Source organism: Pseudomonas sp. WT-JTC (assembly GCF_056711565.1).
In genome coordinates, this window is record NZ_CM160042.1 from 3,785,595 (window position 1) to 3,802,506 (window position 16,912).

The window sequence follows — 16,912 nt, forward strand, 5'->3', positions numbered from 1 at the left end:
AAAAAACCCCGCATCTCTCGATGCGGGGTTTTTTCATTCAACGCCTGATCAAGCCGGTTCCAGCTCGGCGGCGACGGCGGCAGGCACCACCGCTTGACCGCTCAACGCCAGGTCCAGCAGTTCGCGGTTGGCCACCGCGTACATGGCGTAGTCGGTGCCGCTGGCGGCACGGATTTCCACCAGCATGGCACGCCAGCGCTCGATCATGCCTTCGTGCTGCGCCATCCACAGCTCCAGGCGTGTTTCGACGTCCAGGGTGCCGTTACCCTGTTGCAGTACCGAGATGGTGATCGCACGTTGCTGCCAGTCGACGTCATCACGGAACGCTTCACGGGCCAGGGCCTGCCAGTTGTTTTCAACCGGCAGGGCACTGATCTGTTGCAGGTACCAGGTGATGTCCAGCGCACTGCCCACGGCGAAGTACGCCTTGGCCACGTCGGCAGGATCCTGGCCGGTCACGTCGGACGCCTCGATGATCGGCAGCAGCGTATACAGGTGCGTGGTGCCAGCCACCATGCGCGCCAGCAACTCCGGCACACCGGCTTCGACGTACGCCTGATAACGGGTCTGCCAGGTTTCGCGGATCTCGCCACTGAGCAATTCGTCGAGCTTGAGGCCCAACGCCGCCAGATGCGGACCGAAGTGCGCGACGTCACGGGCAGCGTTCTGCTCGTTGCGACGGGCACGCAGGAACCAGCGCGTGGCGCGACGGCCCAGGCGCATCAGCTCGTCCATCAGCTCCAGTTGCACGTCGGCGGAAACCTTGTAGTCCAGGTTTTCAATCTGACGGAACCAGTGCGGGAGGTGGAAAATGTCACGCACGATCACATAAGCGCCAGCCACGTTCGCCGGGCTCATGCCGGTCGACTCTTTGAGTCGTTGAACGAAGGTGATGCCCATATGGTTGACCAGATCGTTGGCGATCTGGGTGCTGACGATTTCGCGCTTCAGGCGGTGACGACGCATCGCCGCGGAGAACTTGCTCACCAGGGTCGGCGGGAAAGCGGTCTCCATGTCGCGGGTCAGGTAGTCGTCGTCCGGCACCAGGGAGCCCAGCAACTGCTCCTTGAGGTCGATCTTGCTGTACGAGATCAGCACCGACAGCTCGGGACGGGTCAGGCCATGGCCTTCAGCGATACGCTCGTTGATCGCATCTTCAGCCGGCAGGAACTCGATGGCACGATCCAGCTTGCCACGACCTTCCAGGTCGTTCATCAGGCGCTTGTATTCGGCAATCCGCGGCAGGGCACGACGGGCTGCCAGGGACAGGGCCTGAGTCTGCTTGTAGTTGTTGCCCAACACCAGGCCACCGACTTCGTCGGTCATGCTCGCCAGCAACTCGTTGCGCTGCTTGGCGGTCATGTCGCCGGCCTGAACCACTTCGTTGAGCAGGATCTTGATGTTCACTTCGTGGTCGGAGCAGTCCACGCCACCGGCGTTGTCGATGAAGTCGGTGTTGGAACCGCCGCCATTGAGGCCGAACTCCACACGACCCAGTTGGGTCATGCCGAGGTTACCGCCCTCGCCCACCACTTTGCAGCGCAGTTCGTTGCCGTTCACGCGCAGTGCATCGTTGGCCTTGTCGCCGACATCGGCGTGGCTTTCGCTGCTGGCTTTGACGTAAGTACCGATACCGCCGTTCCACAGCAGATCCACCGGCGCCTTGAGCAAGGCGTTCAGCAGTTCGGTCGGGGTCAGCTTGTCGGCCTCGATGTCGAAGCGCTCTTGCATCTGCGGGGAAATCGCGATGCTCTTCGCGCTGCGCGAGAAGATGCCGCCGCCTTCGGACATGATGCTGGTGTCGTAGTCAGACCAGGCCGAACGCGGCAGGTCGAACATGCGCTGACGCTCGGCGAAGCTCGATGCCGGATCCGGATTCGGGTCGATGAAAATGTGCAGGTGGTTGAACGCCGCGACCAGTTGCAGCTTGTCGGACATCAGCAAGCCGTTACCGAACACGTCACCGGCCATGTCGCCGACACCGACCACGGTGATGCTGTCTTCCTGGACATTGATGCCGCGCTCGCGGAAGTGGCGCTGTACGCCGACCCACGCGCCTTTGGCGGTGATGCCCATTTTCTTGTGGTCGTAACCGGCCGAACCGCCGGACGCGAACGCATCACCCAGCCAGAAGCCGTAGTCGATGGCGATGCCGTTGGCGATGTCGGAGAAGGTCGCAGTGCCTTTGTCCGCGGCCACTACCAGGTACGGGTCATCGTCGTCATGACGCACGACGTTGGCCGGCGGCACCAGGGCGCCGTCTTTCAGGTTGTCGGTGATGTCCAGCAGGCCCGAGATGAAGATGCGGTAGCAGGCGATGCCCTCGGCCGCGATCTCGTCACGGCTGCCGCCCAGTGGCAGGCGACGCGGCAGGAAGCCGCCCTTCGCGCCCACCGGCACGATGACCGAGTTCTTCACTTGCTGGGCTTTTACCAGGCCCAGGACTTCGGTACGGAAGTCTTCTTCACGGTCGGACCAGCGCAGGCCGCCACGAGCAACGTTGCCGAAGCGCAGGTGCACGCCTTCGACGCGCGGCGAGTACACGAAGATTTCGAACTTCGGTACCGGCTTCGGCAGCTCGGGAATCAAGTGCGGGTTGAACTTGAAGCTGAAGTACGACTTGTTATGGCCGTTGGCATCGGTCTGGTAGAAGTTGGTGCGCAGGGTGGCCTTGATCAGGTCCAGGTAGCGACGCAGGATGCGGTCTTCGTTCAGTACCTGAACGTCGTCCAGGGCGCTGTGAATCGCTTGCTCCAGGCGTTGCTGCTTGTCTTCCAGATCATCGCCGGACAGTTTGCGCGCCAGGTAGAAGCGGGTCTTGAACAACCGCGTCAGCTCGCGGGCGATGTCGGTGTGGTTGTTCAGGGTGCTGGCGATGTAGCCCAGGTCGAAGCCCAGGCGAATCTGCTTCATGTAGCGGGCGTAGGCGCGCAGCAGCGCCACGTCGCGCCATGGCAGGCCGGCGGTCAGTACCAGACGGTTGAACCCGTCGTTCTCGGCTTCGCCACGCACGATGTGGACAAATGCGTCCTGCAGCGTGTCGTTGAGCTGCTGGATGTCGAGTTCCAGGCCCTCGGCGGCGGTGAACGCGAAGTCGTGAATCCAGAACTCGCGGCCACTGTTGTGACGCAGGCGATACGGGAACTCACCCAGCACGCGCAGGCCAAGGTTTTCCAGGATCGGCAGGACGTCGGACAACGCCAGCGGGGTATCGGCGTGATACAGCTTGCAGTGCAGCATGCGCTGGCCGGAAACCTGGCCCAGCGGCTGGTAGAAGCTCATCACCAGCGGATTTTTTTCGTTCAGGCTCAGCAGGTGCTGCATGTCGACCACAGCCGAGTGGGCTGCGAAACGTTCGCGATAACCGGCCGGGAAGCCTTTCGGGAAGTCGGCCAGCACGTTGGTGCCGTGGGCTTCGCCGAAGCTTTCGATGGTCAGGGCGGCGTAATCGTCCTGCCAGCTGCGGCAGGCCTGCACCACTTCCTTTTCCAGCAGCAGCGGGTCGATGTCGAGGCGGTTTTTCGGGTCGACTCGCAGGATCAACTGCACGCGGGCCAGCACGGACTCGGAGAAGAAGGTCCAGAACTCGCAATCGGTCGCTTTCAGGCGATCCATCAGTACTTGCTGGATCTTCTGCCGCACTTCGGTGGAATAGATGTCACGCGGCACGTAGGCCAGGCAGTAGCAGAAACGGCCGTACGGGTCTTTGCGCAGGAACACGCGAATCTTGTTGCGTTCCTGGATCTGCACGATCGACATCACGGTGCTGAACAGCTCGTCCACCGGGGTCTGGAACAGATCGTCGCGCGGCAGCACTTCGAGTACCTGCGCCAGTTCCTTGCCCAGGTGAGCCTTGGCCTGGAAGCCGGAACGGCGTTCGATTTCCTCGACCTTGCGGCGGATGTACGGGATCACCCGCACGCTCTCGCCATACACCGACGAGGTGTACAGGCCCATGAAACGGCATTCCTTGATGACCTTGCCGTTGGCATCGATTTCGCGGATCGACACGTAATCCGGGTAAGCCGGACGGTGTACACGGCTTGGGTGCGCGGCCTTGGCGAACGACAACAGGGTCGGTTCGCGCAGGTAGTTCACGGCGTAGTCTTCGATGCGCAGGTCATCGTAGGTCAGGCCGGCACGCAGCAGTTTGGTCAGGCCAAGGAAGGAATCCTTGTCGTAGACGATGTGGCCGCCATCGGCTTCGTCGCTGACCACGAACTCTTCGTAGCCGAGGAAGGTGAAGTGGTTACCCACCAGCCATTCCAGGAAACTCTTGATTTCGCTCTTCTCGTCGGCATCGACGGCGAACTGGCTGTTGTCCAGCTTGGTCAGGATGTCCTGGACCTTGGCCTTCATCGGCTCGAAATCGCCGACGGCAACGCGCACTTCACCGAGCACCTGCTCCAGCTCTTTGCTCAGGACATTGAGCTCGGCGGTGTTGGCGCAGCGGTCGATTTCCAGGTACATCAGCGACTCTTGCTGAATATCGTCGCCCTGGGTGCCCTTCGGCAGGATTTCCAACAGCTCGCCCTTGCTGCCACGACGCACGCTGAGCACGGTGGTTTGCAGGGTATGGATGCTGTAGCCGCGGCGATTGAGCTCGGTACGCACCGAGTCCACCAGGAATGGCAGGTCGTGGTGCAGCACTTCGACCGCCGTGTGGGTCGACTGCCAGCCGTGGCGCTCGTAATCGGGGTTGAAGACGCGCACTTGCGGTTGCGCGTGATCGAAGCGCTCAAGCAGGCGCCATGCAGAAAGGGTGCAGCCAGCAAGGTCGGACAACCGACGCTGGGTCAGCTCGTCAAGGGAAATGATGCCGAAGAATTGTTCAGCGAACAGCGCCACTTGTGGCAGTGCCTGTTCACTGATGTGCTGCGCCAGTGCCGCTTGCAGTTGGTGCTGGAAGTCGGCTTTGCTGGCTGCGGTGAAGAACGCCATCTGTGGTACTCCGCTTGGGCTTGTTATTGATGAAAGCGTCGCGTGCAAAACCCCTTTTCGGGGCTACCCGTCACCCTGTTCCTGATTCTCGGGCAGAGGAAACAGGGCGACAGGTGGGTGAAGCTGGACGAGACACTCAGGTCACATTCACCTTCCGTGAATGGGCATCTGCAAAAACGACTGGGCTGCGTGCAGCGCAATGTCTTTACGGGTGCTCATCCGTTGCGCAGCTTAACGAGTGCGGCAAGGCCCATGCTTGCGGTGCTGCGACATATTCGGTCATCGGCACGCAGCTCAAGGCATGCGCATCGAACAACACTAGCATCCGCACAGGAAAATGACGGGTTTCCGTCCGGTTTTGCGGTACGTCAGTACCAGAAATGACCGACAACACTTCCTTTGTTCACGACAGATGCCCGTCACTCGTCGAGCAGGCATTCGCGAGAAATGGAGGCGCTGAGCCTCGAGGCGTTTTCGATGGGTCTGGCCAGATCGCGCATGAACAGCAATACGGCCTTCGGCAAGCAGAGTGATGGGTCGATCAAAACCGGGAGTCGGGGTTACTCTTCCTTATGTACACCCCCGACCGTTAAACAAATAACCAACATTGCGCGCCTACTGTGGACAAGCCACACCTGTATGCCACTCCTTGCCATAATCAGCCGAGTTGACGTCCGGTTGTTTATTAACGTTGTAGAAGTTCTGCTTGTACATTTTCCCCTTGTACGCCACGGCCTCTGCGTAGACTGCATATACCTTGCTGGCATCCCATGCCGGCAGTTCGCCGCAATTACCGCCCTCGACAGGTGCTTTAACGGTTAAATTCTCTGTGAGTTCAAGGGTATGCAAGCCATCGGAAACTTCTACGGAAATGGCAGTACGGGTATCCGCGGTCACTGTTGGGGCCGTGAAAGACATGGATATCGTACTGCCTGTCGGTGGTATGAATCCGGTTGCGTTCCAATGATAATTCAGTGGTTTGTTTGAGGGTGACTCAGCATAAACATGTGCGCTGAGCGTTCCCCCCGACTTCACCTCCTCAGGCAGGGCAAGGCGTCCTGTAGGCGGCTTATCGGCTGCGTCTGCCAACATTTTTTTGATAGCGGCATCCAAATCGGGTTGAACCCCGATTTCCGTGCGATTGCCGTTGATCTGCGGGTAGCCCGTTTCGACGAGGAGTTGACGTAAAACCTTGGGTGGAATATTGCCTATTCCGTTCGCACGAGCCACGCCTTGTACAGAGGCAAGCACCCCCGCAATGATTGGGTTGGACGACGACGTGCCGCTAAAAGTATGGGTATACCCCATAGTGGGATTGCTCGCACTCCATGTTGTAGTGGTGACGTTGCGCCCCCAACTAAATAAATCGACGCGACTTCCATACTCGGAAAAGCTCGCTCTGATGCCGGTCTCCGGATCAACAGCACCCGCATAAATCGCACCAGTATCGAAAACATTTCGATCATAATAACCATTAAAAAATGGATGATCCAAATCAATGTTGCCATTACCCGCAGCCAGCACTACATGAACGCCCTTCTCTTCAACAAGATAAGAAATAATATCACGTACCGTCGTATTTCTTTCGATCGGCATGAAACAGTTCACTGTACATCCGACTCCATTGAGAGGCGTACTGTTGATGTGTACACCAATCTGCACTACATCGCCCTCATTCAATTTATCAGCCAACTGGAGCAGCCTGTCCGTGCCCCATTGCAAATAACCCAGCCTGGAGTACGGAACAATGCCGGTAGTGCCGAAACCATTTTCCTGCGAAGCAATAATTCCAGCGCTGGAAGTATCATGGGAGCCAGTTTTGGCCCCTGCATCAACTTCCAGATAAGGTTTTGGCAAATCAACATGATCATACGACCAATGATCTACCTCTGCAGAGATCACCTGCACTTCCTGCCCCTTCCCCCCTGAAATCTTCCAGGCTTCAACTGCGTTCACGCCGCCAATTTTATAGGGGGTTACTGCATTTCCCCCTTGAAGATAATTTTGCCGCCCCGTGTAATCCGGAATGTTCTTGCTCATTACACTCGCAATTGGGGCACCATTATCGTCATGCATACCATCTACCTTTGGTTCAAATTCTGCCTTCTCCACTAAAGGGATTTTCTTCAATTGCAGGAGTAATGTTTCAGCCTGCGCTTTAGTCATGGTACGGGTATCCACCATGAAGTAGCGATTCAGTCTATGCCGCTGCAGCGCCTGTAACTCTTCCTTGGTCCGCACTTCGGAAACCGGCACCAACGGCCTAATCTGTGGCGCGAGTTTTTTAAGTTCGTTTAATGACGAGTGACTATCGAGAGCACTTTTCTGCGTGTCAGACAGAAACGCATCCTCTTTGACTAAAATGATAAAATGCGAATAATCCCGCACGGCCGCAAACAACGACAAAGGCGAGGAAGCAAGCACAAAGAGTACAGATCCCAGCCATTTGCTCATCGATTTCATGGTGATATCTTCCAATTAGTATCGCTGGCAATTTCTGAACACTTCCGATTTGACCTAAAGTTAATCCGTACAAACTAATGACTACCTTTCCCGGATTACAGCTAAAGCTAAAACCCGAGGACTTGCTACTGTCAGAAATTACAGTGCCGACGATTGGTCGCACGTCCCGCGCGTTCGAAAATGGGTGGATTTTTCACGTAACGAACCACCGGGCACGTTTGTCCCTGCCTTGGTGGCATCACAGCGCGACCAGGGAGGCCGAGCAGAGTTCTCCAAAGACTGGCAGAATTGCCCTTTGTCCATATTCACAATGCTCGTCGAGCCAGGATCCCTCCCCATGCAAATGACCACCGCCCTCTTGATCGTCAACCCGTGCGACGAAGAAGAAGACAACATGGCCATGCTGTGCTGCCACAGCGACAAGGGCGAAATGTTCCTGATGAGCCGCTACCCGGATGAAGACGAACTGGAAATCACCCTCGACGGCGAACCCTCGACCCTTGAAGGCGTGAAGGTCACGCTCGGCCCTGCACTGCTGAAAATCGAAATTGCGGCGGCCGATGCCGATGCGCTGAATGGGGATGATGTGCTGGAGATCACTTTTAACCCGGCCATGGTTGATCTGGCTGAAGTTGAGGAAACCCTGAAGAACATCCTTGACGGTACCGGGACCTTCATCAGCCAGATTTGAGAGTGTCTGAACCGGCCCTGTCGCTGGCAAGCCAGCTCCCACAGTGACCGATGTGTTGCACAGATTGCATGCACACCGCCAATATTTGTGGGAGCTGGCTTGCCAGCGATGAGGTCCTGACAGTCACCTCAAGACTGTTGCCCTGCATAAATCCAACAAATCTCCCGGTCATTCCCCGCACTTTGCACAAAATGCCGTTAGTCGCCACCCCCCGCGATGGATTAAAGTAACGCCCCCGGCCCTGGCGCATTTCGAACGTCCTCGGCCACCCTTTTGCAGGAACAGTCATCGATGGAACATCGTGAAGCGCTGCTCGCGCTGCGAACCTTTCTTTCAACGCAGATTCTCGGCCAGGAAAAACTCATCGAGCGCTTGCTCATCGCCCTGCTCGCCGACGGCCACATGCTGGTCGAGGGCGCTCCTGGCCTGGCCAAGACCAAGGCCATCAAAGAACTCGCCGAAGGCATCGAAGCCCAGTTCCACCGCATCCAGTTCACCCCTGACCTGTTGCCGGCCGACATTACCGGTACGGAAATCTACCGCCCGGAAACCGGCAGTTTCGTGTTCCAGCAAGGGCCTATCTTCCACAACCTGGTATTGGCGGACGAAATCAACCGCGCCCCGGCCAAGGTTCAGTCGGCCTTGCTCGAAGCCATGGGCGAACGGCAAGTCAGTGTCGGACGCAGCACCTATGAGCTGTCGCCGCTGTTCCTGGTGATGGCCACGCAAAACCCCATCGAGCAGGAAGGTACCTATCCGCTGCCCGAAGCCCAGCTTGACCGGTTCCTGATGCACGTGAAAATCGGCTTTCCCGATGCCACTGTCGAGCGCCGGATTCTGCAGCAAGCCCGTGGAGAAGCCCTGAACGGCGAAGCAAAACCTGAGCGTCGGGTTACCCAACAGACGATTTTTGCGGCACGCAAGGAAATCCTCGGCCTGTACATGGCCGACGCCGTGGAGGAATACCTGGTGCAATTGGTCATGGCCACCCGTACCCCGGCCAAGTTCGATCCGGAGATGGCCGAGTGGATCGCCTACGGCGCCAGCCCGCGCGGTTCGATTGCCCTGGACCGCTGCGCCCGTGCCCACGCCTGGCTGGCCGGACGCGATTTCGTCAGCCCGGAAGATATCCAGGCCGTGCTGTTCGACGTGCTGCGCCATCGCATCATTCTTTCCTTTGAAGCCGAAGCCGCTGGCATCGATCAGGACCGGGTCGTCCAGCGGATTCTCGACGTCGTAGCCGTCGCTTGACCCCGATGAACGTCAGCCTGCCGCCCGAGCCGGGCATCCGTGTCAGCCTCGCCGACCTGATCGAGATGCGCCATCGCGTGCGCGAAGTGCAGCTGTTTTCCACGCCGAGCCAGCGCAGCCCACTGATTGGCCTGCACCACTCCAAATTGCGCGGCCGTGGCGTCGACTTCGACCAGGTGCGGGTCTATCAGGCCGGCGACGATGTGCGCACCATCGACTGGCGCGTGACTGCGCGCACCCAGGAGCCCCATACCAAGCTGTTCCACGAAGAACGCGAGCGGCCGATCTTCATCATGGTCGAACAAAGCCGCCGGTTGTTTTTCGGCTCGGGCCAGATGTTCAAGTCCGTACTCGCCGCACAGGCTGCGAGCCTGATCGGTTGGGCAGCCCTGGGCCACAACGATCGGGTCGGCGGGCTGGTGTATGGCGACAATGAGCACTACGAAATCAAGCCTCGGCGCAGCAAGCAAAGCCTGCTGCAGCTGCTCAACCGACTGGTGCGGGTCAATCAGTCGCTCAACAGCGAAATCGAGCCGGACCGTGACGCCTTCGGTATCGCCCTGCGCCGCGCCCGCGAAGTGTCACGCCCGGGCAGCCTGGTGGTGGTGATCTGCGACGAACGCTCCCTTTCGGAAAGTGCCGAGCAACAGCTGAGCCTGTTATCTCGCCATTGCGACCTGTTGCTGCTGCCGTTGTCCGATCCGCTGGATCATGCCCTGCCCGCCGCCGGCCTTTTACGTTTCGCCGAACGCGGTGCGCAACTGGAGCTCGACACGCTGAATTTCGACCTGCGCCAGACTTACCGGGCCCTGGCCGAAGCACGCATCGCCCGTTGGGAGCTGCTCGCGCAGAAGCTGGGCGTGTTGCTGATGCCCCTGAGTACCCAGAGCGAGATGGTCGAGCAACTGCGCGAGTACCTGAACCCACAGAAGCCGGGGAAAGGTCGATGAGCGGACTGGAACAACTGCAACCGCTGATTTCTCCGCCGCCGATCGATTTTTGGCCGCCCGCGCCTGGCTGGTGGATACTGCTGCTGTTGCTGCCGCTACTCGGCTTCGGGCTGTGGAGCCTGCGGCGCTTCATTCCTCGCAAACGCCCCGTGGTGCGTGCCGAACAGCCGCTGGACCCGGTTCGCTTGGCCGCACTGGCTGAATTGGCGCTGATGCCCAAGCCGTATGACGGTGCGCCGGCCGGTGCCTGGCTGCAGCAACTCAACGGCTTGCTCAAGCGCCTGTGCCGCAACCACTATCCCTACAGCCAGAGCCATACCCTCAACGGGCGCAAGTGGCTGGCGTTCCTTGACAACCGCTGCCCGGCAGCCGGCCTGACTCGCTGGATGGTGCTCGTGGAAGGTGCCTACAAACCCGAATGCAAACTCGATGACAAGGCCATCGCCGGCCTGACCCAGGCCGTCGACACATGGATTCGCAAGCATGTTTGAGTTCACCTGGCCGTGGATCTTCGCCCTGTTGCCCTTGCCGTGGCTGATGCGCCTCGTCTTGCCGGTCGCCGACAGTGGCGAGCCGGCGCTCAAGGTCAGTTTTCTAAGCGATCTGGAAGGCCTCGCCGGCCGCCGCGCCCGCGCCAATCTGCCGGCCTGGCGCCAACAGTCGCCATTCATTCTGCTGTGGCTGCTGCTGCTGATGGCCGCCGCACGCCCGCAGTGGCTGGGTGAACCGTTACCGATCGCCGCCAGTGGCCGCGACCTGCTGATCGCGGTGGACGTTTCGGGCTCCATGGATTTTCCCGACATGCAGTGGCAGGACGAAGACGTCAGTCGCCTTTCGCTGGTCCAGCATCTGCTCGGAGACTTTCTCGAAAGCCGCGAAGGTGACCGGGTCGGCCTGATCCTGTTCGGTAGCCAGGCCTACGTGCAAGCGCCACTGACCTTCGACCGCCACACCGTGCGCGTCTGGCTCGATGAGGCACGCATCGGCATTGCCGGCAAAAACACCGCCATCGGCGATGCCATCGGCCTTGCCCTCAAACGCCTGCGCCAACGTCCGGCGCAGAGCCGCGTGCTGATTCTGGTCACCGACGGGGCCAATAATGCCGGTGAAATCGATCCGCTCACCGCCGCCCGACTGGCGGGCAAGGAAGATGTGAAGATCTATCCGATCGGCATCGGTGCCGATCCGGAGCAAAGTGGCACGGTCGGCTTTCTCGGCGTCAATCCCAGCCTGGACCTGGACGAGCCGTCCCTGAAAGCCATTGCCGAAGCCACCGGCGGCCGGTATTTCCGCGCCCACGATGGCAAGCAACTGCAATCGATCAAGGCAACCCTCGATCAACTGGAACCCGTGGCCCAGCAACCGACCCAGGCCCGTCCGGCCCAGGCTCTGTATCAATGGCCTCTGGCGCTGGCTCTGTTGTTGAGCATGCTGCTGGTGGCCCCTGTACTCTGGCCGGACAACCCGTTGCAACGCCTGTTTACCAAGGATCTGTTTTTGCAAACCCAAGTGTTGCCTGACTGGCGCCAGCGTCTCAAACGCCTGCGTCTGCGGAGGCGCCGATGAGTGCGTTGTGGCCCTACTGGTTCCGCCCCTGGTGGCTATTGTTGTTGCCGGTGCTTGGCTGGTTGCTCTGGCAACTCTGGCACCGCAAGAAACGCGCCGGGCGCTGGCAGATGATTCTGCCTCCAGCCTTTCACGCAGCACTGCTCAGCGGTGGCAGTGGTCGCGACAGTAAATTGCCTTGGGTCGCGCTTGGCGTGGCGTGGCTGTTGACCGTGCTCGCGCTGCTGGGCCCGAGCTGGGAACGCGTCGAGCAAACCAGCCAGAAGCCCGCCGACCCGTTGGTGGTGATTCTTGAACTGACCCCGGAAATGCTCGCCACGGACGTCGCGCCCAATCGCCTGGAGCAGGCCCGGCGCAAGCTGTTCGACCTGCTGCAGGTTCGCAGCGATGCCCAGACTGCGATCGTCGTCTACGCCGGCAGCGCGCATACGCTGGTGCCGCTCTCCGATGACCTGTCCACCAGCCGCAACCTGCTCGATGCCCTCAAGCCGTCATTGATGCCCGAGGCCGGCCATCGCGCCGACCTGGCGGTAGTCAAGGCCTTGGCCCTGCTGGAACAGGGTGCGCTCGGTGACGGGCGGATCCTGCTGATTGGCTCGTCCCTGACGGAAGACGAACGCCTGGGGATTCGCCGCGCCATGGCAGGCAAATCGACGCAATGGCTGATGCTCGGCATCGGCACCGCCGAAGGCTCGCCGATCACCCAGGAAGACGGCAGTTTCCTCAAGGACGAACAAGGCGCGATCCTCGTACCGCGCCTGGACGAGCCCGGCCTGAAAGGCTTCGCCCGCGACCTCGACGGACGCTATCGCCACGCCCGCCTGGACGATAGCGACCTGCGCGCCCTTGGCCTGCTTGACGGTCCGCGTCACTTGCGCAATGACGGCCAGACGCTGCGCCTCGACACCTGGGCCGACCAGGGTTACTGGCTGCTGCTGCCACTGTTGCTGCTCGCGGCCTGCGCGGGACGTCGCGGCTGGCTGCTCTGCCTGCCGCTGCTATTGGCGCTGCCTCAGCCCAGCTATGCCTTCGACCTCGCAGACCTGTGGCTGCGTCCTGATCAACAAGGCGTGCAATTACTCAAGCTCAAGCGTCCGGCCGAGGCCGCGCGGCGCTTCGAAGACCATCAGTGGCAAGGCGTGGCGCTCTATGAAGCCGGAGACTACGCCGGCGCCGCCGAGCGGTTTGCCGAAGGCAACGATGCCCATGCCCACTACAATCGGGGCAACGCCCTGGCCAAAAGTGGTGCGCTGGAGGCTGCCCTGGACGCCTACGAACAGGCGCTGGAACGCCAACCGGATTTGCGCCCGGCACTGACCAACAAGACGCTGGTGGAAGAGTTGATCAAGCAAAAAAACAGCCCGCCCACCCCGGAGCCGGCCACCAGCGAGGAGCCCCAGGCCACTGAGCAGCAAACACCGCCCGGCGCCACGACGCAGCCTTCGGACGGCGGCGAGCCGCAGGCGCAAGAACCGCAGACTGGCGCCGACACCAGGCATCCGCCCACGTCGCCACGCAAGCCCGGAACCAACGAAGTTCCAGGCAGTGAATTGGGTGACGAGCAACACACGACGCCGCCCTTGCGCCCGGCCACCGACAGCATCGAAGGTGAACAGCGTCAGGCGCTGGAGCAGTGGTTGCGGCAGATCCCGGATGACCCCGGTGAGCTGCTGCGGCGCAAATTCTGGTACGAACAGCAACAACATCAGGATCAGGAAAAAACTCGATGACCCGCTTCACCGTTATATTGCTCGCGCTGCTGCATGGCCTGTTGTTCTGCACCGTTCAGGCGCAGGCAGCAGAGCTGGTCGCCAGTGTGGACCGCAGTCGCCTGAGCTCGGGCGAGACGGTCGAGCTGACCCTGGAATCCACCGACGTGACACAGTTCGGCAAACCCGACATGACACCGCTGGAGCCGTTGTTCGAAGTGCGCGGCACACGCCAGGTCAACCAGTTGAACACCCTTAGCGGTGAAAACCGGGCCACCACACGCTGGATCGTCACCCTCCTGCCCCGGCAAAACGGCAGCGTGGTGATTCCGCCACTGCAACTGGGCGAACTGCAGAGCCAGCCGATCACCCTGCAAGTGGTCGAGAGCGAAACACCGGACAACCCGAACAAACGGGCCGCGGTGTTCATTGACGCCAGCCTCGATCAAACCAGCGTGTACGTTCAGGCCCAGGCGATCCTGACCCTGCGCATCTACCATTCGGTGTCGCTGTACGACGACAGCAGCCTGCCACCCTTGCAGATATCTGATGCCCGTATCGAACAATTGGGCGACTCACGCACCTACGAAAAAGACATCGACGGCCTGCGCCATGGCGTAATTGAAATGCGCTACGCGATCTACCCGCAACACAGTGGCGAACTGATCATTCCGGCGCAGGTCTTCAACGCTGCGCTGGTCGATGCACAACCGGTACAGGACGCGGCCCAGGGGCCGAAATCCGGCAAGCTGATGCGCGTGACCTCGGCCGAACTGCTGTTGACGGTCAAGGCCAAACCCATCACCTATCCGGCCGATGCCCCCTGGCTGCCTGCGCGCAGCCTGACCCTGAGCGATAGCTGGAACCCGGAGCCGGATCATGCCCAGGTGGGCGATTCATTGACCCGCAGCCTGACGGTGAAGGCCGAAGGCTTGTCCAGCACCCAGCTACCACCGCTGCCCGGCACCGATGTCGGCGGTCTGCGCCGCTACCCGGATCAACCAGTGCTCGGCAATCAGAACAGCGAACGCGGCCTGGTCGGCAGTCGTGAAGACCGCGAGGCCCTGGTGCCGACACGGACCGGCGCCATCGAGCTGCCCACCGTCGACGTGGTGTGGTGGAACACCTTCGAAGACCATCTGGAGCACAGCAGCCTGCCCGCTCGCACGCTGCACGTGGCGGCCAATCCGAACCTGGTGGTCGACACCCCGGCCGGCACCTCAGCGATCGATGCCAGCGCCGACAGCCAAGCGCTCTGGCGCTGGAAGCTCAGCACCTTGATTCTGGCCTGCACCACCCTGCTCGGCTTCGGCCTCTGGTGGCGTGGCCGCTGGCAACCGGCGGTGATGCGTGCCGCTCAAACCGGGCCAAGCCCGCGCACCGTCCTAGACGACCTCAAGCGCGCCTGCCAGGCCAACGACTCCCACGCCACCCGCCAGGCCCTCGACGCCTGGGCCCGCCAACAACCGGAAACCCTGGCCGACATGGCCGCCCGCTTCGTGCCGCTGTCCAACGCCCTCGACGGCCTGAACGGCGCGCTTTACAGCGAAACCGGCCAGTATTGGCAAGGTGATGAATTGTGGCGGGCGATCAAGGCGATCCCGATTGCCGAACGGGTTCAGGATCCGGTCGGCGACACTGGGTTGCCGCCGCTTTATCCCAAGTAGAATCAAATGATCGCAACCTTCGAAAGCGCCTGCATCAGGTGGATGTACACCCTCAGGAGCCATCGAAGGCTGCGATCTTTCAGCCCTTTTCAGCCACTCACGATGGCCTGTTCAACGGATCAGACATGCTTGGCCCAAAGCACATTGTCGCCTGCCCCAGGTGCCCAATCCTCAACATATGACGTATGTGCCTGAATGCAGGACCAGTTCTGCCCGGCGTGGCTCACCAACGCGTTTTTTGCATACTGAGTATTCAACTTCCACGCCGGATATGCCCCACCATCACCTTGTGTGCTGACGCTCAGGACATTACTTGATGATGACAGCTTGCCGTTCAGGTCGAGCGCCCTCACAAAATAACGGTACTCGGTCCCTGACGTCAGGTCCGTGTCCTCAAACGAAGTCTGATCTGCACCTACGCGCTTGACCTCCTGGCCGTCGCGAAAAATCAGGTAGTTCGTTATTGCCACCGGGCCTGAGGAGGCCCCCCACATCAAGCTGATACTGCGCTCTGTCTGGCCCATGCTGTGCAGGTTCGCCGGAGCGCTCGGCGCCCCGACCTCACCCTCCTCTGGCAACGTACGCACCTCGATAGCCGGACTTGGACGTGAAACATTGCCTGTCTCGTCGACTGCGCTAATAAAATAGCTGTAGACGGTGTCAGGCATCACGGCATGGTCGATCCAGGTCAGTTGTGGTGCCGCGACATCGACTGTAGCGGTCCCGTTGCGCGTAATACGGTAAAACGCGATAGGAGAAGCCCCCGTTGCAGCATTCCACGTCAATACCACCTGCTTGTCAGTGATATCACTGGCCTTCAAACCGGTCGGCGTGGTCGGACGCTCGCCTCCTCCAGACGACACAAAATCCAGGTCCACTACGTGATAGAACGCATTTCCGGTATCGGCGACCTCCCAGACAGCCAACAACACGTGATACCCCTCTCGTTTTGGCAGCGGGACCCCATGGATGGTGGGCGACGGCGGCTTCATGTCGTTTGAGTGTTCCCAATAGGGCTTCAGATTCAACTGCACCGTATAGAAAGGCTCGGCATCAAATTGATCGCGCGCCAGCGCTCTGCTGCTATCCCAATCAGCCTTGGTAATGAAGTAGTTCCAGCGACGGGTAACGTGGTTGGCGGTGAAATGCCAAGAGACATCCAGTGTTTCGCCGCTTCGCACTTCATGTTTTTGCCAGTGGCTACCCGGCTGATCCAGTTTTTGGCCGGTGGCTTGATTGGCGCTGGCAATTTTGCCGTCAGGAGGCGGCGCAAAATTGGCCACGTCCTCTTTGGCGTATGCATCAGCCACGTCGGCGGAAGTTTCGGGAAAAAACTTGCCGGACTCGCGCTGGTTCAAAGCCCCTTCATCCAACTCGCCTGCCTGCCAGGCAAAGTACGCCCGGGATGCGGGGGAAAACACGTGGCCATGACGCGGCGTGTTGATTCGGCTGATGGTACTCGGATGACTGTTTGACATGACGTTTCTCCACTGAGGCTGGATGAATGCGAGGTTCGATTCCATTGAGATCACATGTGAACAACACAACTTCAGCGTTTTTGAGGCGACACTATTTTCCCTTCAGGCTGAAACTCATAAATTGCGTCGCTGCCGCTCTGCAAGGCTCCATGCGCAGGGTCGATTAAACACCCTGCCCACCATAGTGGGAACTGTC

At 60.1% G+C, this 16,912-nt stretch carries 10 protein-coding genes; 7 read left to right on the top strand and 3 right to left on the bottom strand.

The features are described from left to right. Positions 1-48 precede the first annotated feature (48 nt). Together AC06G5_RS17220 and AC06G5_RS17225 are read right to left on the bottom strand one after the other, a co-directional pair. Positions 49-4,941 (bottom strand): NAD-glutamate dehydrogenase, encoded by a 4,893-nt coding sequence (locus AC06G5_RS17220; protein ID WP_413428373.1) that lies wholly within the window; start codon positions 4,939-4,941, stop codon positions 49-51. Positions 4,942-5,556: 615 nt separating this feature from the next. Next, entirely contained in the window at positions 5,557-7,419 is a 1,863-nt protein-coding gene (locus AC06G5_RS17225) for a S8 family serine peptidase (protein WP_413704645.1), read from the bottom strand. 322 nt (positions 7,420-7,741) lie between these two features. Between AC06G5_RS17225 and AC06G5_RS17230 the strand changes: the two genes are divergently transcribed. The 7 genes from AC06G5_RS17230 to AC06G5_RS17260 all read left to right on the top strand — a co-directional run bounded on the left by AC06G5_RS17230 (position 7,742) and on the right by AC06G5_RS17260 (position 15,238). Continuing rightward, positions 7,742-8,095, top strand: coding sequence for a hypothetical protein (locus AC06G5_RS17230; RefSeq protein ID WP_413428375.1), 354 nt, complete (start codon positions 7,742-7,744; stop codon positions 8,093-8,095). A 291-nt stretch (positions 8,096-8,386) separates the two neighbouring features. Then, a complete protein-coding gene (locus AC06G5_RS17235; protein ID WP_007994509.1) occupies positions 8,387-9,346 on the top strand; it encodes an AAA family ATPase in 960 nt (319 codons plus the stop codon). Positions 9,347-9,351: 5 nt separating this feature from the next. After that, positions 9,352-10,296, top strand: a complete 945-nt coding sequence (locus tag AC06G5_RS17240) for a DUF58 domain-containing protein (protein WP_322617320.1) — start codon at positions 9,352-9,354, stop codon at positions 10,294-10,296. Then, the gene (locus AC06G5_RS17245; protein ID WP_413428376.1) at positions 10,293-10,787 is read left to right on the top strand and encodes a DUF4381 domain-containing protein; all 495 of its coding nucleotides are present in this window, start codon (positions 10,293-10,295) and stop codon (positions 10,785-10,787) included. The genes AC06G5_RS17240 and AC06G5_RS17245 overlap by 4 nt, the downstream gene beginning before the upstream one ends. After that, the gene (locus AC06G5_RS17250) at positions 10,780-11,862 is read left to right on the top strand and encodes a vWA domain-containing protein (RefSeq protein ID WP_413428377.1); all 1,083 of its coding nucleotides are present in this window, start codon (positions 10,780-10,782) and stop codon (positions 11,860-11,862) included. Before AC06G5_RS17245 ends, AC06G5_RS17250 begins: the two co-directional genes overlap by 8 nt. Beyond that, complete coding sequence (locus AC06G5_RS17255) at positions 11,859-13,592, top strand: vWA domain-containing protein (RefSeq protein WP_413704644.1); 1,734 nt, start codon at positions 11,859-11,861, stop codon at positions 13,590-13,592. The genes AC06G5_RS17250 and AC06G5_RS17255 overlap by 4 nt, the downstream gene beginning before the upstream one ends. Next, positions 13,589-15,238: a BatD family protein gene (locus AC06G5_RS17260; protein ID WP_413704643.1), complete on the top strand. Its 1,650-nt coding sequence runs from the start codon at positions 13,589-13,591 to the stop codon at positions 15,236-15,238. Before AC06G5_RS17255 ends, AC06G5_RS17260 begins: the two co-directional genes overlap by 4 nt. A gap of 119 nt (positions 15,239-15,357) precedes the next feature. Here AC06G5_RS17260 and AC06G5_RS17265 read toward each other — a convergent pair whose 3' ends face one another. After that, positions 15,358-16,761, bottom strand: a complete 1,404-nt coding sequence (locus tag AC06G5_RS17265; RefSeq protein ID WP_413704642.1) for a lytic polysaccharide monooxygenase — start codon at positions 16,759-16,761, stop codon at positions 15,358-15,360. Between the last annotated feature and the right edge of the window lie 151 nt (positions 16,762-16,912).